Here is an 18,436-nt window from a genome sequence, read left to right on the forward strand (position 1 = left end):
TCAGCGGAACCGTGCGGATTCATACTGCTGCGAATTCGAAGACGACCCGACGCATGACGGAGCCCCGGTCCGCGAGGGCGGGCCGGGGCTCCGTCGGGGAGCGGCCGCGGATCACACCGGCGTTCCGGCGGCCGCGAACGGCTCAGGCCAGCACCGTCTCCGCGGCGACGTACGGCAGCGCGTGGGCCTCGGCGACCGGCGCGGACGTCAACGCGCCGCCGTGGGTGGTGAGGCCGCGGGCGAGGGCGGCGTCGGCGCGCAGCGCGTCCTTCCAGCCCCGGTCGGCCAGCGCCAGCGTGTACGGCAGGGTCACGTTGGCCAGCGCGTGCGTGGAGGTCGCCGGCACCGCGCCCGGCATGTTGGCGACGCAGTAGAACACCGAGTCGTGCACCGCGTACGTCGGCTCGGCGTGCGTGGTGGGACGCGAGTCCTCGAAGCAGCCGCCCTGGTCGATCGCGATGTCGACGAACACCGACCCGGGCTTGGCCCGCGAGACCAGCTCGTTGGAGATCAGCTTCGGCGCCTTCGCGCCGGCCACCAGCACCGCGCCGATCACCAGGTCGGCGTCGAGCACCGCGCGCTCGATCTCGTACGAGTTCGACACCACGGTGGTCAGGCGACCGGCGTAGAGCCGGTCGGCGGCGCGCAGCTTCTCGATGTCCAGGTCCAGCAGCGTCACCGACGCGCCCATGCCGACCGCGATCGCCGCGGCGTTCATTCCCGACACCCCGGCGCCCAGGATGACGACCTCGGCCGGCGCGACGCCGGGCACGCCGCCCAGCAGCACGCCGCGGCCGCCGCCGGCTCGCATCAGGTGGTAGGCGCCGGCCTGCGGGGCGAGCCGGCCGGCGACCTCGCTCATCGGCGCGAGCAGCGGCAGCGCGCCGGAGTCCAGCTGCACGGTCTCGTAGGCGATCGAGGTGACCCCGCGGGAGAGCAGCGCGTCGGTGCAGGGCCGGGACGCGGCGAGGTGCAGGTAGGTGAAGAGCACCTGCCCGTCGCGCATCCGGGCGTACTCCGACTCGATCGGCTCCTTGACCTTGAGCACGAGGTCACCGGCGGCCCAGGCGTCGTCCGCGGTGTCGACGATCTTGGCCCCGGCGGCCAGGTAGTCCTCGTCCGGGAGCGCCGACCCGAGGCCCGCGCCGCGCTGGACGAACACCGTGTGACCGCGGCGCACGAGCTCCTGCGCGCCGGCCGGGGTGAGGGCGACCCGGTACTCGTGGTTCTTGACCTCGCTCGGGACTGCGACCCGCATGGGAAGACTCCTGGTTCGCCGGGGTACGTGCGGACCACTGTGCCAATCCATTCGGCGTAGCTGGTATTCGCCCGACGATTATTCGGCGGAGCGCCGGATTCTGTCCGATCATTCGGTGGGAGCCGAACAGAGGGGCGCGAACATGAACAACCTTCGAGCCGAGTACGACGACGTCGACCGGCAGATCCTGCGTGCGCTCGCCGACGACGCCCGCCTCCCGAACAGCACGCTCGCCGCCCAGGTGGGCGTCGCGCCGTCCACCTGCCTGATGCGGGTCCGGCGGCTCCAGGAGGCCGGCGCGATCCTCGGCTTCCACGCCGACCTCTCACCGGCCGCGCTGGGCCGCCCGCTCCAGGCGATCATCTCGGTGCGCCTGGCCGCGCACGCGCGGACCCGCATCCGGCAGTTCGGCGCGGGGATCGCCGCCCTGCCCGGCGTCCTGAACGTGTTCTTCCTGGCCGGGGCGAACGACTTCCAGGTGCACCTGGCCGCGGAGTCCGCGGACGAACTGCGTGACTTCGTGGTCGAGAACCTCAGCGCGTCACGCGAGGTCGTGATGACCGAGACGAACCTGATCTTCGAGCACCTGCGCGGCCGCTCGCCGATCGTGTGATCAGTTTCCTCAACGACCACTCCCGTACTGCCGTATGTTAACCGGCGTTCACCCCTGTCGACGACGACACCCGGGAACGCCCATGTCCGCGGACACGCACGTCATCGCGCCCGTCACCCACCGCCGCCCGGCCCGGCCGCCGCTCGGGATCCGCCACCTCACGCTGCTGCTGGTCATGACCCACGCGCCGCTCCTGCTGGTCTGGAGCACGGTCTCCGGCAGCTACCAGATCGGCGGGGTCGTCGCGACGCCGCTGGTGTTCCTCATCGCCGGGCTGCTGATGCTGCTCGTCGCGCTCGGCTACGGCGGCATGGCCCGCCGGATCCAGCATCGCGGCGGCGTCTACGCGTTCATCGCCCACGGGCTGGGGCGCACCCCGGCCCTCACCGCGTCGGCGGTGCTGATCGCCTCGTACGTGTCGGTCACCGCGGTCGTGCTCATCTACTCCGGACAGAGTTTCGCCCAGCTCGGCGTGCTGCTGCTCGGCTGGGAGCCGCCGCTGGTCACCGGGGCGATCGCCGGGGCCGCACTGGCCGCCGGGCTCGCCGCGCTGCCGCTGCGGATCCTGCTGCGGGTGCTGTCCGGCCTGGCCGTCGTGCAGCTCGCGGCGATCGGCTGGCTCGACGTCACCGCGCTGCGCCAACCGGCCGGCGGTGGGGTGACGACCGCGAGCCTGGATCCCGGCTGGCTGCTGACCGGCTCGTTCGGGCTCGCCCTCTGCCTGTCGATGACGTCCTACATCGGCTCGGAGACCGGCGGCACGTACTCCCGCGACGTCGCCAGACCCGAGCGCACGGTGCCGATCGCCACGCTGCTGGGCTACGGGCTCACCACCGTCGTGCTGGTGTTCAGCGGCTGGGCGTTGAGCTCCGCCACCGGCGCCGAGCAGGCGGTCCTGCTCGCCCAGCTCAGCGCGGCCGACACGAAGGGCCTGAGCGACACGACGTCGTTCGTGCTCGCGGTCGTCAACGGGCTGGTCGCGCCGGAGCACCGGGAGGTGACCGCGGAGCTCCTGCTCGGAGCGCTGTTCCTGGGCATCGTCTCGTCGATGGCGGCGCTGCACTCCGGCCTCTCGCGGCAGCTCTCCGCGCTCGGCGCCGAGGGGGTGCTGCCGCGCGGCTTCGCGGCCCGGGGCAGCAGCACGCCGACGTTGCCGGCCCGGGCCACCGGCCTGACGCTGAGCACCGTGGCCGCGCTGGTCGCGATCCTCACCGACGACCGGGGCGTCGGCCTCGCGCTGGCGGTGACCGGCGGGCTCGGCGTGCTGGCGGTGCTGTGCCTGGCCTCGCTGGCCGCCGCGGCCTGGTTCCTGCGCCGCGACGACGTCGAGTCGGGGTTCTTCGGCTGGGAGGGCCAGGTGGCCGCGGCGACGGTCGGGGCGATCGTCACCGCCTGCGTGTTCGTGTTCGGCTGTTTCCGGCTCCCGGAGGTGCTCGGCGCGTTCGGCGACGGGGTGCCCGGCTGGTTCCCGCTGGCCTACCTGGGGGCGGCGCTGGGGGCCGGGCTGGTGTGGGTGGCGATCGTGCGCACCGCCCGGCCGGACGGGTGGCTCGACGTCGGCCGCCGGGACATCCGCTAGTTGGTCACGGTGCGCACGGCGCTCGCGGCGTGACGCGGCCGGTGCACCCGGCGGGCCTGGTGACGCAGCCACAGCCCTCCGACGATCGCCCACGCGATCGTCGCCGGGCCGATCAGCGCGAAGCCGGCGATGCCCATCAGCTGGTAGGTCCAGCCCGCCGCGCTGTTGAGCAGGACGGTGAGCGCGTGCCCCTCGAGCACCAGCACCGCCGTGCCGATCGCCACCGCGGTCGTCCAATGCGGAACGACGGTCTCGTCGCGCAGCGAGCGACCGAACTGGAACACCGCGTAGCCGACCAGCAGCACCATCAGAAGGACCAGGTTCGTGCTCACGTCGTTCTCCCCGCGTCGGCTCGCCGTCTCTGCACCTTCAGGTATCCGCACGGGAGGGGCGATAAAACCCCTGCTACGGTCCGAGCCTGGCGCTCGGGCGCCGAAACACGGGGAGAGCAGCATGAACGCCGAGTATTTACGCGACGCGGCCATGACCGCGGCCATCTTCGGGTTCTTCGCGATGGGCTGGTTCGGCTGGGCCCAGGAGGCGCCGCCGAGAGGCTGGAAGCCGTACCTGATCGCCGGCTCGGTCGTCGGGGGCCTCACGTCCGCCGGTGGGCTGGCCACCGCGCTCACCCACTGGGACAGCGGCACCGCGCTCGGGGACGACGGCGGGCGCACGTTCGGCATCATCGTCGGGATCGAGTTCGGCGCCGCCGCGGTCGGCGCGGTCGCGCTGGCGCTCACCGGGCGGGCGCAGTGGATCCCGGTGTGGATCGCGTTCGTCGTCGGTGTGCACCTGTTCCCGGTCGCCGGCGTCTTCGACTACCCGGTCATCGGGGTCGTCGGGGCCCTGGTCACGCTGGCGTCGCTGGTCGCGGTGCCGCTCGCCCGCACCCAGGGGTTCCAGCCCAGCGCGGTCACCGGCGCGCCGACCGGGGCCGTACTGGCGTCCGGCGCGGTGTATTCGCTGTTCACCGCAGTGCTGGCGTACTGAGAGCCACGTCTCACCCGCCCCGGAATAGCCGAGGGCACCCTAAGGTTGTGATGCATGCAAACGCATGAACCTTAACTGAGAGTGAGACGGCCATGCAGTTCGGGGTGTTCTCGGTCAGCGACATCACACGCGACCCGGTCTCGGGCGAGACGCCGAGCGAGGCCGAGCGGATCGACGCGGTCGTGCAGATCGCCAAGAAGACCGAAGAGGTGGGGCTGGACGTCTTCGCCATCGGCGAGCACCACAACCCGCCGTTCTTCTCGTCGGCGCCGTCGACGTTGCTCGCGCACATCGCCGCGCTCACCGAGAAGCTGATCCTGACCACGTCGACGACGCTGATCACGACCAACGACCCGGTGCGCATCGCGGAGGAGTACGCGATGCTCCAGCACCTGTCCAAGGGCCGGATGGACCTGATGCTCGGCCGCGGCAACACCGCGCCGGTGTACCCCTGGTTCGGCCAGGACATCCGCCAGAGCCTGCCGCTGGGCCTGGAGAACTACAACCTGCTCCACCGGCTCTGGCGCGAGGACGTCGTCGACTGGGAGGGCAAGTTCCGCACGCCGCTCTCGGGCTTCACGTCCACCCCGCGCCCGCTGGACGACGTGCCGCCGTTCGTCTGGCACGGCTCGATCCGCAGCCCGGAGATCGCCGAGCAGGCGGCCTACTACGGCGACGGCTTCTTCGCCAACCACATCTTCTGGCCGAAGGAGCACTACATGCGGCTGATCAAGTTCTACCGGCAGCGGTACGCCCACTACGGGCACGGCACCGAGGCGCAGGCCATCGTCGGCCTCGGCGGCCAGGCCTACATCGCGAAGCGCTCGCAGCAGGCGGTCAAGGAGTTCCGGCCGTACTTCAACGAGGCCCCGGTCTACGGCAACGGGCCGCGGATGGAGGACTTCGCGGAGCAGACGCCGCTCACCGTCGGCAGCCCGCAGGAGGTCATCGACAAGACGCTGACGTTCCGCGAGCACTTCGGCGACTACCAGCGCCAGCTGTTCCTGATCGACCACGCCGGCCTGCCGCTGAAGACCGTGCTCAACCAGCTCGAGCTGCTCGGTGGTGAGGTCGTGCCGGTGCTGCGCAAGGAGCTGGCCGCCCGCCGCGCGCCGGAGGTCGCCGAGGCCCCGACGCACGCCGGTCTGGTGAAGGCCAAGTACGGCGACGCCGCGCCGCGGCAGCCCCGCCCGAACGCCAACCGCGGTGACAACGTCACCGGCGGCTCGCCCTACCAGGACTCGGCCCTGGCGAGCTGATGACGGCGAACGACGCATGGGAGGCCCTCCTCGGGGCGCACGCGCGGCTGATGAGACAGTTCGCGGCCGAGGACGTCTGGGCGGGCCTCGCCATGCGTGAGTACGACGTGCTCTACACGCTCTCGAAGTGTCCGGAGCCGCAGCGGATCGGGGAACTCTCGCACCACGTGCTGCTCAGCCAGCCGGCGTTGTCCCGGCTGGTCGACCGGCTGGTCGCGAAGGGGCTCGTGGAGCGGTGCCCGGATCCGGCCGACGGCCGCGGTGTGCGCCTGGCGCTCACCGCGGCCGGGCGCGACGTCCAGTACCGCGTCGGGCGCGACCACGCCCGGAGCGTCGCCCGCGCACTGCGTGAGCGGCTCACCGAAGACGAACTGCACCAACTCGAAGTGATCGGCAGGAAGCTCGCATGAAGAAGTTCTCGCTCGTCGTCGTGACGGCAGGCACCAGCGACCCGTCGTCGACCCGGCTGCTGGCCGACCGCACCGCGTCGCGGGCCACCGCGATCGCCGCGAGCCGGGGCGCCACCGTCACCGTGACCGTCGTCGATCTGCGCCAGCTGGCCACCGAGATCACCACCGCGATGATCTCCGGGCTGACCGGCCCCAAACTGCAGGCGGCGATCGCCGCGCTGGCCGACGCCGACGGCATCGTGGCCAGCACCCCGGTCTACAAGGCCGGCGCGAGCGGCCTCTTCACCTCGTTCTTCCAGGTGCTCGACAACGACCTGCTGATCGCGAAGCCGGTCGTGCTGGCCGCCACCGCGGGCACCGCCAGGCACGCGCTCGTCGTCGACGACCAGCTGCGGTCGCTCTTCGCCTACCTGCGCACGGTGCCGGTGCCCACCGCCCTGTTCGCCTCGACCGAGGACTGGAACGACCCGGCGCTGAACAAGCGGATCGACCGGGCGGCGCTCGAGCTCGTCGTGCTGATGGAGAGCGGCTTCGCCGCCGCGATCCGCGAGGAGTCCTGGCACAACTACCAGCACGAGTTCGGCAGCGCGGGCGGCGCCGAGCTCACGATCGACCTCGACTCGGACCTGATGAGGCTGGCGACCGGAGGCTCGGCCCACTGAGCCGCTCCCCGGCGCCGGGGGCCAGCGCGGCCGCGATCCGCTCCGGCTCGCCGGCGCGGCCGTAGAGCCAGCCCTGGAACTCGTCGCAGCCGTAGCGGCGCAGCACGTCCGCCTGGTGCTGGTCCTCGACGCCCTCGGCCACCGTGCGCAGGCCCAGCGTCCGGGCCAGCCCGGTGATCGCGGCGACGATCGGCGCGTCCTCTTCGCCGGCTCCCAGCGCGGCGACGAACGACCGGTCGATCTTGAGGATGTCGGCGGGCAGACGGTGCAGCCGGCTCAGCGACGAGTAACCGGTGCCGAAGTCGTCGATCGCGATCCGGATCCCGAGCGTGCGCAGCCGGCGCAGCACCTCGAGGGCGGCCACCGAGTCCGCGTCCAGCGTGCTCTCGGTGACCTCCAGGACCAGCCGCTCGGCGGCCAGCCCCGACTCCGCCAGCGCCGCCACGACGTCGTCGTAGTAGTCGGGCTGGTCGAGTTCCCGGCCGGACACGTTCACCGTGATCTTCGACGGCACGCCGGCCGGCCAGGACGCGGCCGTGCGGCACGCCGTCCGCAGCACCCAGCGATCGAGCGTGCGGATGAAACCGCAGCGCTCGGCGTCGGGGATGAACTCGTCCGGCGGGATCGGCCCGCGCGCCCGCGACGACCAGCGGACGAGCGCCTCCGCGCCGGTGACCCGGCCGTCGGCCGCCGCCACGATCGGCTGGTAGGCCACGCTGAACTCCCCCGCGTCCAGCGCCGCCTCGAACCCGGCGGCGATCCCCGAGGTGTCCTCGTGGTGCACGGTCGCCGAGCCGCCGGCCCGGCGGGCCTCGGACAGCGCGCTCTCGGCCCGGTTCACCAGCGTGGCGTGGTCGTCGCCCGGCTCCCAGCGTGCGGTACCGGCCGGGACCGCACCGCCGGCCACGGCCCGGAGCCGCTCGAGCGTGGCCGTCGCGGCCGGTACACCACCCCGCACGAGCACCGCGAACGTCGTGTCGCCGTAGCGCGCGAGGACCGTGCCGGAGCCGGCTTCGGCGCTCCAGCCCGCGGCCAGCGTACGCAGCAACCCGTCCTCGGCGGCCGTGCCGTCCCGCGCGGCCGGTGACCGCAGCGGCCCGGCGTCGAGCAGCACCAGCACCAGCCGGTGGTCGGCGTCGCCGGCCAGCGCCGAGCGCAGCACCCGGTTGAGCCCGCGCCGGTTCGGCAACCCGGTGAGCAGGTCGGTCTCCGCCTCGGCCGCGGTGTGCACCAGCCACCCGGTGACCGACGCGACGACCGCGTTGACGCACACCAGCGTCCCGACGATCGCCACCGGCAGCGCCCGCCACGCCACCCAGGCCACGACGAGCAGCACCAGGACCGCCGTATCGGCGATCAGGCACGAGCGGTGGTCGTAGAACGCGTGCAGGAACATCGAGACGAGCGGCAGCAGCAACGCGGCCGCGACGGCCTCCGCGTGGCCGCGCTGCATCCCCATCTGCACGGCGAGCAGGCCGAGCGTCGGAAAGATCGCGAGGTAGAACGCGCGGACCGAGAGCCGGGCGCCGAACAGCGCGATCGCGACGCCGGCCAGCAGCGCCACCGTCGAGACGACGAGCGCGGCGGCCCGCTCGTCCCAGGCCGGCACCAGCCATGCGGTCAGGAACCCGACCAGGCCACCGGTCAGGTAACAGACCGACGCCAGCCGGGCCATCGCCGATCCGGACGCGATGACCGAGGGACGCGGCCCGGACCACCAAACGCGTCTCACGGACCTGTCATCGGCCGCCCCGGCGCCGAGTCGAGCGGATCCGCCCTCACGCGTTCGGGCCACCGGGGGGCGACCGCTACGGCGAGTGACCCGGGATGCGACCGGGCGATACCGTGCCGGGTATGACTCTGCCGCTCCCGGGTCCCGCCGACCGGTCGAACCACGATCCGTGGTACCCGGCCGACCCGGCGTCGGCTCCCCCGCCGTCGGCACAGCAGTACGGCATCCAGCCGCCGCCCTCGGCGGTTCCGTACTCCGGAACGCCGCACACCGGCGGCGCTCCGTACTCCTGTGCGCCCTACTCGGGTGCCCCGTACTCCGGCGCGCCCTACGCCGGGGCGCCCTACGCCGACCCGACGTACCCCGATCCGCTCCAGCCGTACTCGGCGCAGCCGGCGTACGGGATGCAGCCCTACGGCGGGCCACCGGCCTACCCGGTGCCGCACCCGCCGACCTACACCGGGGCGGCGGCCCACGGCATCGACCCGAAGACCGGCCGGCCGTTCTCCGACAAGAGCAAGCTGGCCGCCGGGCTCCTGCAGTTGCTGCCCGGCTTCTTCCTCGGCCTCGGCGGCATCGGCCGCCTCTACGCCGGGCACTCGGTGATGGGCACGGTCCAACTCGTCACCACCGTGCTGGGCTGGGGGTCGTTCTGGCTCGCGATCTGCGGCTCGTTCCTGGTGCTGCCGCTGCTGTTCTTCGTCGTCTACGCGGCCGGGTGGCTCTGGTTCGTGATCGACGGCATCATGCTGCTCGCCGGCTCCCCCACCGACGGCGACGGCCGCCCGCTACGCGCCTGACCCGCCGGCCGCCGCGGGTCCTCCGGCGTCAGCGCAGCCGGGCGGCCGCCAGCGAGACCCACAGCACCGCGACGATCGCCCCGGCCGCCAGCGCGAGCGGTCCGCCCGGCGCACCGCTCATCGCCCACCCGTTGCCCACCAGCAGCGCGGTGCCGGCCACCAGCGACACCACCGTGTCCCGAGTCGACCGGTAGTGCCGCGCGAGCACGTAACAGGCCGCGATCAGCGCGGTGAACGTCGTCGTGCCGGCGAGCATGTGGCCGTAGCTCGACGCGGAGAGCGGCTCCCCGACCGGATCCATCACGAACAGCCCGGCGCCGATCATCCCGGCTCCGGCCAGCGCCACCAGCCGCGACACCCAGACGCCGGGCAGCGCCGACCGGAATCCGGCCGCGCCGGTCAGCAGCAACACCCCGGCGACGACGAAGTTCAGGATCTGCACCCAGCCGAGCGGGCCGTTGCTCAGGACGCTCAGGGGTTCCCGGGTGATGTCGTACCCGTCGCGGGTGAAGGCCTGCGCCAGCGAGACGACGGTCCAGAGCGGTCCGGCGACGGCGATCAACGTCAGGGATGTGGGCGACGTGGTGCGGGTGACCGTGGCGGTCATGGGTCCTCCTCCAGTTGGGGATCTCGATGACACGTCGCCCGGCCGAAGTGACAGGGAACGGGGTGATTCCCTGTCACCTAGGCTGAGCGACGAGTGGGCAGAACCGATCCACTCCGAGGAGACGCCATGCGCTACCTGATGCTCACGAAGAACGACGGCCGCGAGCCCGACGCCCAGCTCTACGCCGACATGGCGTCGTTCGTCGAGGAGCTGACCGCCGAGGGAATCCTGCTCGCCACCGGCGGCCTCGACCCGGCCGGGCGGCGGATCGTCTCGGCCGACGGCGAGATCACCGTCACCGACGGGCCGTTCACCGAGGCCAAGGAGGCCGTCGGCGGGTTCGCGCTGATCGAGGTGCGGTCGGAGGAGGAGGCCCTCGAGCTGGCCCGCCGCTTCCGCCGCGTCGTCGGTGACGGCACGAGCCTGATGCACCAGGTCTTCGGTCCGTGACCGAGCTTCGCGGCGCTCTCGACGCCGTCTGGCGTCGGGAGTCCGCGAAGATCATCGCGACGCTGACCCGCCTGGTCGGCGACGTGGGGCTGGCCGAGGAACTCGCCCAGGACGCGCTGGTCGCCGCGCTCGAGCAGTGGGGCGTGTCCGGTACGCCGGAGAACCCGGCCGCCTGGCTCACCACGGTCGCCAAACGCCGCGCGGTCGACCACGTCCGTCGCGCGCGGCGGGCCGAGCGGGCCCACGAGGACGCCGCCCGCGGACCCGACCCCGTCGCGGACCAGCCCGACGACGTGCTGCGGCTGGTGTTCCTCACCTGCCACCCGGTGCTGCCCACCGAGGCCAGGGTCGCGCTCACCCTGCGCCTGGTCTGCGGTCTGTCCGCCGCGGAGATCGCCCGCGCGTTCCTCACCGACGAGCCCGCCACCGCCCGGCGCCTGGCCGCCGCGAAATCTACGCTCGCCGAGCACCGGGTGCCGTTCGAGCTCCCGGAGAACCCGCACGACCGCCTCGCGGACGTGCTCGGCGTCGTCTACCTGGTGTTCAACGAGGGGTACTCGGCGACCTCCGGCGACGACCTGATCCGCCCCGGCCTGTGCCTGGAGGCGCTGCGCCTCGGCCGCCTGCTGGCCGAACTCGCGCCCGCCGAGCCCGAGGCGCACGGTCTGGTCGCGCTGATGGAGCTGCAGCAGTCGCGGTCGGCCGCACGCACCGGCCCGGACGGCGAGCCGGTGCCGCTGCACGAGCAGAACCGCGGCCGCTGGGACCCGCTGCTGATCCGGCGGGGCTTCACCGCGATGCTGCGGGCCCGGGAACTGGGCGGACCACCCGGCCCGTACGTACTGCAGGCCGCGATCGCGGTCTGCCACGCGCGGGCCCGGTCGGCCGACGAGACCGACTGGACCCGGATCGCGTCGCTCTACGACGCGCTGGCCGCGGTCCTCCCCACCCCGATCGTGCGGCTCAACCGCGCGGTCGCGGTCGGCCGGGCCCGGGGCCCGGCGGCCGGGCTGGCGGCCGTCGAACCGCTGCTGGCCGAGCCCGTGCTGCGCGACTACCACCTGCTCCCGGCCGTCCGCGCCGACCTGCTCGCCCGGCTCGGCCGGCCCGCCGAGGCCGGGCCGGAGTTCGCACGGGCCGCGGCGCTCACCCGCAACGCGGCCGAGGCGGCGTTCCTGCGTCGCCGCGCCGACGCCGTCGCGCCGTCGCCCACCGGCGGCGCCACCGGCGTCGGGACCACCGGCGTCGGGACCACCGGCGTCGGGACCACCGGCCTCGGGACCACCGGCCTCGGGGCCGCCGCCGACCGGTTCCTCGCCCGGGGCGAGCTCACCGCGGCCACCCGCCGTTCCTACCGGCAGACGCTGCACCGGCTGCGGCGCGCGCTCGGCGACCACGTCCCGGTCGACGCCCTGCGCGCGGACACCGTGGCCGGAGTGTTCGCGCTGGCCTGGGGCACCGCGGCGGCGACGACCTGGAACCGGCACCGGGCGGCGGTGCGTTCGTTCGGCGAGTGGGCCGGGCTCGGCGACCTCGCCGCCGGCCTGGAGCGCCGCCCACCCGATCCGCCCGCGACGGCGCCGGCGCCGCTCGACCTGGACGCGCTCTGGACCCGCACCGACGTGGCGCTGCGCGAACGCACGCTCTGGCGGCTGCTCCACGAGTCCGGCGCCCCGGTGACGACGGTGCTCGCGCTCGACGTCGGCGACCTGGACCTGACCGAGCGCAGGGCCCGGGCCGGCCCCACCTGGGTGACCTGGCGATCGGCGACCGCCGCCCTGCTGCCGCGCCTGCTGGACGGCCGCACCCGCGGCCCGGTGTTCCTCGCCGACCGCCGCCCGGTGCCGTCCCGGCCGCTCGCGCCGGCCGACCGGTGCCCCGAGACCGGCCGCCGCCGCCTCTCCTACGAGCGCGCCGAGTACCTGTTCAAACAGGCCACCGGCAGCACGCTGCGCCGGCTCAGAAATGGGCCTTCGTGATCGTCGCGTGCACCCCGACGGTGCGGTCGACGACCTGGGACACCGAGAAGTCCACCGCCGCGGACAGGTACGCGTACGCGACCGCCCGGTCCAGGCCCAGGTCACGCTGGAGGAAATCGAGCGCGTTGACGGTGGCGCGGCGCATCGCGACGTCCAGGTCCGAGCCCTGGCCGCCGGTCGAGCCGTCGGGGTCGGACAGCCCGATGACCACCCACGCGCCGGCCGTCTCGGCGAACGGGTAGCGGAAGGCGACCGACGGTGCGCCCCGGCGGCCCTTCTTCACCACGGTCAGGCGGTAGGTGGCGCGCAGCGAGCCCTCGAGTGCGGTGAGCGCGACCTCGCCGTTGCCCATCGCCAGGTGCGGGTCGCCGACGTAGAACAGCGCGCCCTCGGCGAACACCGGCAGGTAGAACGTCGATCCGGGGCCGAGCAGGTTGATGTCGATGTTGCCGCCGCCGAGCGTCGGGGGGATCGAGTTCAGCCGCGGATCGGTGAGCGTGCCGGCGTCGGCGAACGCCACGCCCATCATGCCCATGAACGGGCGGAGCGGGAACTCCACGTCGCCGTGCCCCGGGCGCGGGAGCGCCCCCACGAGGTGCTCGCCGCGGCCGCGGACCGGCGTGAACACCGAGACGTTCCCGTAGCGCGTGGGCACCTCGGTGCGTCGTCCGTCGGTGGCCACGGGCGGCATGATCTCGGCTTCGGTGAGACCGGCCGGAACCGCGCCGTCGGCGAGCCGCGGCAGCGCGCCCTTCCCGTGCCGGCTGGAGACGACCCCGTAGGGAACCCGCGGCAGCGCGGTTCTGATCTCGACCTTGAGGACGTCGCCGGGCTCCGCTCCGGCGACGTGGATCGGGCCGGTGACGACGTGCGGCCCGTCGACGTCGAAGTCGCGGGTGGTGCGGTCGTAGTCGCGGGCGACCGCGACCGCGTCGGTGAGCACGTTCCCGGCGGGCACCCCGTGGCCGCCGAACCAGGCCAGCGGGTCGCGGCCCTGGTCCTCGAGGATGCCCTCGTGCGAGACCGTGTCGATCGTGACGGTCTCGCCGGACGCGATCCGCAGCACCGGGTCGGACGTGACGGACGGGACGTAGCCCCAGCGTACCTGCTCGGGACGGGACGGCAGGTAGTGCTGCCCGGCGATCGGGCCCTGGTGCGGCTGGAGGATCCCGGGGGTCCGCGCGGCCCGGGCGGCCGACGCGGAACCGAGGACCATCCCGCCCGCGCCGACGGCGGCGGCCGCCCGGAGAAGAGACCGGCGTTCGATGTCCATAGGGGACTTTCTAGATCCCGCTCGTCGCGGCTGGATGTCCGGTTCGTTACGGTGCTGTGGTGAGCACCATCGGCACGGGGTTGGGGATCGGGCTGGCCGCGGTCGGGCGTCCGGCGTACATCAACGGCGCGCGCGACGACGACCTGGGTGAGGACCGCTCGGTGGACGCGCTGCGCCGCCGCACCGCCGAGGTGCTGGACGCCGCCTACGCGGGCGGCATCCGCTACGTCGACACCGCCCGCTCGTACGGCCGGGCCGAGGAGTTCCTGGCCGACTGGCTGGCGTCGCGCCCGGACGTCACCGACGTACTGGTCGCGTCGAAGTGGGGGTACACCTACGTCGGCGAGTGGCGGCTGGAGCGGGACGTCCACGAGGTCAAGGACCATTCGCCGGCGGCGTTCACGCGGCAGCTCGCCGAGACGCGGGCCCTGCTCGGCGACCGGCTGGGCGTGTACCAGATCCACTCGCTGGTGCCCGCCAGCCCGGCGCTGGACTCCCCCGAGCTGCTGGACGCGCTGGCCCGGTTGCGTGACTCCGGGGTGCTCGTCGGGTTCTCCACGTCCGGGCCCGCGCAGGCCGACGTGGTGCGACGCGCGCTGGAGGTCACCGTGGGCGGGGCTCCGCTGTTCGGCGTGGTCCAGTCGACGTGGAACCTGCTGGAGCCCTCGGTGGGGCCCGCGCTGGCCGAGGCGGCCGAGGCCGGGCTGGGCGTCGTGGTCAAGGAGAGCCTGGCCAACGGACGCCTGACGGCGGCCGAGGCGCCCGGCCCGGTGACCGCGGCGGCCGCCGACCTCGGGGTCGGGGTCGACGAGCTGGCGATGGCGGTCGCGCTCGCGCAGCCCGGGGTGTCGCGGGTGCTGACCGGCGCGGTCACCACGGAGCAGATCACCCGCAACCTGCGGGCGGCGTCGTTGACGGTGCCGGCCGGCCTGGCGTTCCCGGAGGAGCCGTCGGCGTACTGGGAGACGCGGTCCCGGCGGCCCTGGGCTTAGCGTTCAGGCAGCGTAGGAGAAGTGCGGTCGAGGCCGCGGTGCGCAGGTTGACGAAGTCGGCGTGGTCGGTGATCGGGGCGTGGCCCTGGTCGCCGAACGTGTCGATCGCGAACGACGGGCCGGCCGGCACGTCGTAGACCAGCGTCATCGTGAGCTTCGGGACCGGGCGGGTGGCGGCCGGGCATCTCCCGGCCCGGTCGGGGAAACGCATGTGGGCACGGTGGCCGGCACTGTCGGTGTTGCGGCCGTCCCAGCAGCTCGGGAACTCGAGGATCCGGGTGAGGCCCCGCCCGAGGGGGCAGAGCGGGTAGGCGACGGTCGTGATCCGGTCCTCGAACCCGGCGCAGGTGTAGGTCGCGCGGGCGTTCCGGGCTCCGGCGGTGACGGCCTTGGCGTCGCCGGTGAGCACGCGGAGCAGCCGCGGCGGCGCGACGACCGGGGCGTACGGGTTGCCCTCGAAGCGGAGCGTCACCCGGGGGCGCAGCACCCGCCCGACGTTGCCGTCGGCCGGGTCCTCCCCCGGGACACGCTGCTGACCGGCGACGTCGGTGCGGTCGCGGAGCACGGGCCAGAAGTACGCCGACGTGTCGCCGCGGTCGGCGCAGGTGGTGCCGGCGGCGGCGAGCGACTCGTCGGTGGAGGCGGCCGAGGAGTCGGTGTTCCCCACGTAGTCGTGCAGGTGGTGCGCGCCGTTGCGGATGCCGGGCGAGACGATGAAGTTGTCGGAGTTCCAGTGGCCCTCCTCGTTGTCGCCGCAGTGCGCGACGTACGTGCCGCGGGGTGTCTCCCGGCGCTGACCGGGGACGACGTCCTCGATCGGGACGTAGTTCGGGGCCGGCCGGGGCGCGTGCGACTCCGGTGTTCCGGGGGTGTGCGCCGGGCGGCGCGCGAGGCTCAGCCCGATCGCGCCACCCACCAGCATCGCGAGCACCACGATCCCGGCGACGAGACCGATCAGCCGTCGCTCCGACACGGTTCCCAGCATGGCTCGATTCGCCGTTCCCCGCCGGGGGTCCGGTAGGGTCGACTGCGGTGTGCCGGGAAGTCTGGTCGGCGATGTCTGTGTCGACCGATTTTCCAGGGGGCGTCATGCGTGTTCTCGGCCGCAGTTCGAGCTGGCCCGAGGCCCGGCGGATCGCCGACGTGCTCCGCCGCGAGACGATCGGCGGCGCGCTGCTGCTGGTGGCCGCGGTCGCCGCGCTGGTCTGGTCGAACTCGCCGTGGGCCGGGGCCTACGAGGCCGTGCGGGACTTCCGGATCGGGCCGGGCGCGCTGCACCTGGACCTCACGGTCGGCGCCTGGGCGTCGGACGGGCTGCTGGCGATCTTCTTCTTCGTGGCCGGGTTGGAGCTCAAACGCGAGTTCGTGGCCGGTGACCTGCGTGATCCGCGTCGCGCGGTGGTTCCGGTGGCGGCCGCGTTCGGGGGCGTGGTGGTGCCGGCCGCGCTGTACACGCTGGTGGGCGTGGCCGGCGGCGGGCCGCTGCGCGGCTGGGCGATCCCCACCGCGACCGACATCGCGTTCGCGCTGGCCGTGCTGGCCGTGGTCGGCCGGTACCTGCCGGCCGCGCTGCGCACGTTCCTGCTCACGCTCGCGGTGGTCGACGACCTGCTGGCGATCGTCGTGATCGCGGTGTTCTACACCTCGGAGCTGGCGGTGCTGCCGCTGCTGGGAGCGTTGGTCACGCTGGCGGTGTTCGCCGTGCTGCTGCGCCGGGGGGTGCGGGCGTGGTGGCTGTTGCTGCCCCTGGCCGGGCTCACCTGGTTCCTGGTCCACGCGTCCGGGGTCCACGCGACCGTGGCCGGGGTGCTCCTCGGTTTCGCCGTCCCGGTGATCGCGTCCGGTGCGAGTGGAGCGTCCGACACTCGGCCCGGGCCGGCGGAGCGGTTCGAGCATCGGTTCCGGCCGCTGTCGGCCGGGGTGGCGGTGCCGGTCTTCGCGTTCTTCTCCGCCGGGGTGGCCATCGGTGGCTGGGCCGGTGCCGCGAGCGCCCTGCGTGATCCGGTCGCGGTGGGAATCGTCGTCGGCCTGGTCGCCGGCAAGACGATCGGCATCCTCGGCACGACCTGGCTGGTCACCCGGCTCACCCGGGCGAGCCTCGACGAGGGCCTGGCCTGGATCGACGTGCTCGGCCTGGCGGTACTGGGCGGCATGGGCTTCACCGTCTCGCTGCTCGTCGCCGAGCTCGCGTTCGACGGCGGCGACCACGGCGAGCACGCCACCGTGGCGGTGCTGACCGGCTCGCTGGTGGCCGCCCTCCTGGCCGCGGTCGTGCTGCGGCTACGCAACCGCACGTACCGGCAGCTGGCCGCGGCCGACGAGGAGGACGCCGACCGGGACGGCATCCCCGACGTCTACCAACGCGACCGGTAGTCCGGACCGATCGTGCGGTGCCTCGGTCGGCGTCGCCCGGTCACCGGGGCCCCAGGCCGGTGCGGCCGTCGAGCAGTTCGCGGGCCGCGTCGAGGTGGCCGGCGTGCCGCGCGGTCTCCTCGATCAGGTGGAGCAGGATGCGACGCAGATCGGTGGTCTGCGACGCCAGCGGCTCGTCGTGGTGGCGCCCCACCGGCGCGGTGTCGAGCGTCGCACCGGCGATGATCCCGTCGGAGATGCGGCACTGCTCGCGGTAGAACGCGAACCCGGACGCGTCGGGTCCACCCGGGCGCGCCCCGGCGAACACGTCCTGCAACCAGTGCCGCTCGGCGTCCCCGAGGTGCTCGATCAACCCGAGCGGCGTCCACCCCGAGGGGAGCACCGCCGTCCGCAGCGCCGCGTCGTCCAGCCCGGCCACGATCGCCACCACGCTCTCCCGCTGGTACGCGAGGAACTCACACTGAGCACTGCCTTCTCCGCGGTCACCCCGGCACGGTACGGCACGGCTCCACCCGATGACGCGGGCCCGGTACACCGCCGGCCCGGGCCGCCCGGCTCTACCCCCGGGCCGCGTTCGCCGTGATCGCACCGATGATCCGGGGCCAGGCACCGGGCGGCAGGTCGTGGCCCAGACCCTCGATCAGCTCGAACCGGGCGCCGGGCACCGCGTCGGCGGTGGCGCGCCCGCCGGAGGGGTGGCACATCGGGTCGGCCGAGCCGTGGATCACCACGGTGGGCACGCCGACCCGGCCCAGCGCCTCGGTGCGGTCCCCCGCCGCGCGCACCGCCCGGTGCTGCCGCCGGCGGCCGTCGCGGGCGTCCGGATCCCGCCGGAACGCCTCCCGGGTCACCCGGCGCATCTCGTCCAGGTCCGGCTCGAACCCGGTGGACCCCACGTCCGCGAAGACCCGCACCCGCCGCTCGATCGACTCCTCCTCGGTGCGTGGCCGCCGCGCGAACAGGTGACGCAGCACGCGCGGCGAGGTGCGCCCCACCCCGCGCCGGCCGGTCGTCGACATGAGCGACGCGAGCGACCGCACCCGATCGGGATGCCGGATCGCCATCAGCTGCGCGATCATCCCGCCCATCGAGGCCCCGACGACGTGCGCGGACCCGACGCCGAGCGCGTCGAGCAGCCCGGCGGTGTCGTCGGCCATGTCGTCGAGCGTGTACCGCGCGCCGGGCCGGTGGGTGGAACGACCGGCGTCCCGGTTGTCGAATCGGACCACCCGGTAGCCGGCGTCCGCGAGCCGACGGCAGAACGCGTCCGGCCAGTGCACCAGCTGGAACCCCAGCCCCATGATCAGCACCATCACCGGATCACCGTCGTTCCCGACGACGTCGTGACACAGCTCGATCCCGCCCACCCGGGCGTACTTCTCCCCGCTCACGCGGCGCGACGTTAGTGGCCCCGACCGGCCGGCGCCAGCGCGTTTCCGCCCGGCCGGTCCTCGTCAGC

The 18,436-nt window shown here is 73.7% G+C and carries 19 protein-coding genes; 11 read left to right on the top strand and 8 right to left on the bottom strand.

What is annotated here, in order from left to right:
• Positions 1 to 142: 142 nt before the first annotated feature.
• Positions 143 to 1,258, bottom strand: a complete 1,116-nt coding sequence (ald, locus tag ABD437_RS20330) for an alanine dehydrogenase (RefSeq protein WP_344650460.1) — start codon at positions 1,256 to 1,258, stop codon at positions 143 to 145.
• Between the two features lie 142 nt (positions 1,259 to 1,400).
• On the opposite strand from ald, the gene ABD437_RS20335 reads away from it, so the two are divergent.
• Both ABD437_RS20335 and ABD437_RS20340 read left to right on the top strand, forming a co-directional pair.
• Positions 1,401 to 1,871 carry an Lrp/AsnC family transcriptional regulator gene (locus ABD437_RS20335; protein WP_344650461.1) on the top strand — a complete coding sequence of 157 codons (471 nt, stop codon included), beginning with the start codon at positions 1,401 to 1,403 and terminating at the stop codon, positions 1,869 to 1,871.
• Between the two features lie 82 nt (positions 1,872 to 1,953).
• Entirely contained in the window at positions 1,954 to 3,450 is a 1,497-nt protein-coding gene (locus ABD437_RS20340; protein ID WP_344650462.1) for an APC family permease, read from the top strand.
• On the opposite strand, the gene ABD437_RS20345 is transcribed toward ABD437_RS20340, so the two are convergent.
• Entirely contained in the window at positions 3,447 to 3,782 is a 336-nt protein-coding gene (locus ABD437_RS20345; protein WP_344650463.1) for a hypothetical protein, read from the bottom strand. The genes ABD437_RS20340 and ABD437_RS20345 overlap by 4 nt on opposite strands.
• Before the next feature lie 121 nt (positions 3,783 to 3,903).
• Here ABD437_RS20345 and ABD437_RS20350 point away from each other — a divergent pair, with 121 nt between their 5' ends.
• The 4 genes from ABD437_RS20350 to ABD437_RS20365 all read left to right on the top strand — a co-directional run bounded on the left by ABD437_RS20350 (position 3,904) and on the right by ABD437_RS20365 (position 6,771).
• Positions 3,904 to 4,440, top strand: coding sequence for a hypothetical protein (locus ABD437_RS20350; RefSeq protein ID WP_344650464.1), 537 nt, complete (start codon positions 3,904 to 3,906; stop codon positions 4,438 to 4,440).
• 92 nt (positions 4,441 to 4,532) lie between these two features.
• Complete coding sequence (locus ABD437_RS20355; protein WP_344650465.1) at positions 4,533 to 5,699, top strand: LLM class flavin-dependent oxidoreductase; 1,167 nt, start codon at positions 4,533 to 4,535, stop codon at positions 5,697 to 5,699.
• Complete coding sequence (locus tag ABD437_RS20360) at positions 5,699 to 6,109, top strand: MarR family winged helix-turn-helix transcriptional regulator (RefSeq protein WP_344650466.1); 411 nt, start codon at positions 5,699 to 5,701, stop codon at positions 6,107 to 6,109. The genes ABD437_RS20355 and ABD437_RS20360 overlap by 1 nt, the downstream gene beginning before the upstream one ends.
• Entirely contained in the window at positions 6,106 to 6,771 is a 666-nt protein-coding gene (locus ABD437_RS20365) for a CE1759 family FMN reductase (protein WP_344650467.1), read from the top strand. The genes ABD437_RS20360 and ABD437_RS20365 overlap by 4 nt, the downstream gene beginning before the upstream one ends.
• Here the strand turns inward: ABD437_RS20365 and ABD437_RS20370 are convergent.
• Complete coding sequence (locus ABD437_RS20370; RefSeq protein ID WP_344650468.1) at positions 6,713 to 8,503, bottom strand: putative bifunctional diguanylate cyclase/phosphodiesterase; 1,791 nt, start codon at positions 8,501 to 8,503, stop codon at positions 6,713 to 6,715. The two genes, ABD437_RS20365 and ABD437_RS20370, sit on opposite strands and share 59 nt — an antisense overlap.
• 122 nt (positions 8,504 to 8,625) lie before the next feature.
• Here ABD437_RS20370 and ABD437_RS20375 point away from each other — a divergent pair, with 122 nt between their 5' ends.
• Positions 8,626 to 9,303 (top strand): NINE protein, encoded by a 678-nt coding sequence (locus ABD437_RS20375; protein WP_344650469.1) that lies wholly within the window; start codon positions 8,626 to 8,628, stop codon positions 9,301 to 9,303.
• 28 nt (positions 9,304 to 9,331) lie between these two features.
• On the opposite strand, the gene ABD437_RS20380 is transcribed toward ABD437_RS20375, so the two are convergent.
• Complete coding sequence (locus ABD437_RS20380) at positions 9,332 to 9,910, bottom strand: DUF998 domain-containing protein (protein WP_344650470.1); 579 nt, start codon at positions 9,908 to 9,910, stop codon at positions 9,332 to 9,334.
• Positions 9,911 to 10,036: 126 nt separating this feature from the next.
• On the opposite strand from ABD437_RS20380, the gene ABD437_RS20385 reads away from it, so the two are divergent.
• Positions 10,037 to 10,360 carry a YciI family protein gene (locus ABD437_RS20385; protein ID WP_344650471.1) on the top strand — a complete coding sequence of 108 codons (324 nt, stop codon included), beginning with the start codon at positions 10,037 to 10,039 and terminating at the stop codon, positions 10,358 to 10,360.
• On the top strand, positions 10,357 to 12,339 hold the full coding sequence (locus tag ABD437_RS20390) for a DUF6596 domain-containing protein (protein WP_344650472.1): 1,983 nt from the start codon (positions 10,357 to 10,359) through the stop codon (positions 12,337 to 12,339). The genes ABD437_RS20385 and ABD437_RS20390 overlap by 4 nt, the downstream gene beginning before the upstream one ends.
• On the opposite strand, the gene ABD437_RS20395 is transcribed toward ABD437_RS20390, so the two are convergent.
• A complete protein-coding gene (locus ABD437_RS20395) occupies positions 12,320 to 13,612 on the bottom strand; it encodes an acetamidase/formamidase family protein (RefSeq protein WP_344650473.1) in 1,293 nt (430 codons plus the stop codon). The two genes, ABD437_RS20390 and ABD437_RS20395, sit on opposite strands and share 20 nt — an antisense overlap.
• Before the next feature lie 59 nt (positions 13,613 to 13,671).
• Here ABD437_RS20395 and ABD437_RS20400 point away from each other — a divergent pair, with 59 nt between their 5' ends.
• Positions 13,672 to 14,604, top strand: coding sequence for an aldo/keto reductase (locus tag ABD437_RS20400; RefSeq protein WP_344650474.1), 933 nt, complete (start codon positions 13,672 to 13,674; stop codon positions 14,602 to 14,604).
• Here ABD437_RS20400 and ABD437_RS20405 read toward each other — a convergent pair.
• Positions 14,498 to 15,577, bottom strand: coding sequence for a DUF1996 domain-containing protein (locus tag ABD437_RS20405; RefSeq protein WP_344650475.1), 1,080 nt, complete (start codon positions 15,575 to 15,577; stop codon positions 14,498 to 14,500). The genes ABD437_RS20400 and ABD437_RS20405 overlap by 107 nt on opposite strands.
• A gap of 116 nt (positions 15,578 to 15,693) precedes the next feature.
• On the opposite strand from ABD437_RS20405, the gene nhaA reads away from it, so the two are divergent.
• The gene (nhaA, locus tag ABD437_RS20410; protein WP_344650476.1) at positions 15,694 to 16,977 is read left to right on the top strand and encodes a Na+/H+ antiporter NhaA; all 1,284 of its coding nucleotides are present in this window, start codon (positions 15,694 to 15,696) and stop codon (positions 16,975 to 16,977) included.
• Between the two features lie 40 nt (positions 16,978 to 17,017).
• On the opposite strand, the gene ABD437_RS20415 is transcribed toward nhaA, so the two are convergent.
• Complete coding sequence (locus ABD437_RS20415; protein ID WP_425558192.1) at positions 17,018 to 17,512, bottom strand: DinB family protein; 495 nt, start codon at positions 17,510 to 17,512, stop codon at positions 17,018 to 17,020.
• A 22-nt stretch (positions 17,513 to 17,534) separates the two neighbouring features.
• Entirely contained in the window at positions 17,535 to 18,368 is an 834-nt protein-coding gene (locus ABD437_RS20420) for an alpha/beta fold hydrolase (protein ID WP_344650477.1), read from the bottom strand.
• Positions 18,369 to 18,436 lie beyond the last annotated feature (68 nt).

This window comes from Cryptosporangium japonicum (genome assembly GCF_039524755.1).
In the GTDB taxonomy this organism is placed as follows: Bacteria; Actinomycetota; Actinomycetes; order Mycobacteriales; family Cryptosporangiaceae; genus Cryptosporangium; species Cryptosporangium japonicum.

Excerpts from the sequence above, each read along its gene's own strand:
- ABD437_RS20340 (WP_344650462.1), top strand. The coding sequence starts at position 1,954 with ATGTCCGCGGACACGCACGTCATCGCGCCCGTCACCCACCGCCGCCCG.
- ABD437_RS20375 (WP_344650469.1), top strand. The coding sequence starts at position 8,626 with ATGACTCTGCCGCTCCCGGGTCCCGCCGACCGGTCGAACCACGATCCG.
- ABD437_RS20360 (WP_344650466.1), top strand. The coding sequence starts at position 5,699 with ATGACGGCGAACGACGCATGGGAGGCCCTCCTCGGGGCGCACGCGCGG.
- ABD437_RS20350 (WP_344650464.1), top strand. The coding sequence starts at position 3,904 with ATGAACGCCGAGTATTTACGCGACGCGGCCATGACCGCGGCCATCTTC.
- ABD437_RS20385 (WP_344650471.1), top strand. The coding sequence starts at position 10,037 with ATGCGCTACCTGATGCTCACGAAGAACGACGGCCGCGAGCCCGACGCC.
- ABD437_RS20380 (WP_344650470.1), bottom strand. The coding sequence starts at position 9,910 with ATGACCGCCACGGTCACCCGCACCACGTCGCCCACATCCCTGACGTTG.
- ABD437_RS20355 (WP_344650465.1), top strand. The coding sequence starts at position 4,533 with ATGCAGTTCGGGGTGTTCTCGGTCAGCGACATCACACGCGACCCGGTC.
- ABD437_RS20335 (WP_344650461.1), top strand. The coding sequence starts at position 1,401 with ATGAACAACCTTCGAGCCGAGTACGACGACGTCGACCGGCAGATCCTG.
- nhaA (WP_344650476.1), top strand. The coding sequence starts at position 15,694 with ATGCGTGTTCTCGGCCGCAGTTCGAGCTGGCCCGAGGCCCGGCGGATC.
- ABD437_RS20365 (WP_344650467.1), top strand. The coding sequence starts at position 6,106 with ATGAAGAAGTTCTCGCTCGTCGTCGTGACGGCAGGCACCAGCGACCCG.
- ald (WP_344650460.1), bottom strand. The coding sequence starts at position 1,258 with ATGCGGGTCGCAGTCCCGAGCGAGGTCAAGAACCACGAGTACCGGGTC.
- ABD437_RS20395 (WP_344650473.1), bottom strand. The coding sequence starts at position 13,612 with ATGGACATCGAACGCCGGTCTCTTCTCCGGGCGGCCGCCGCCGTCGGC.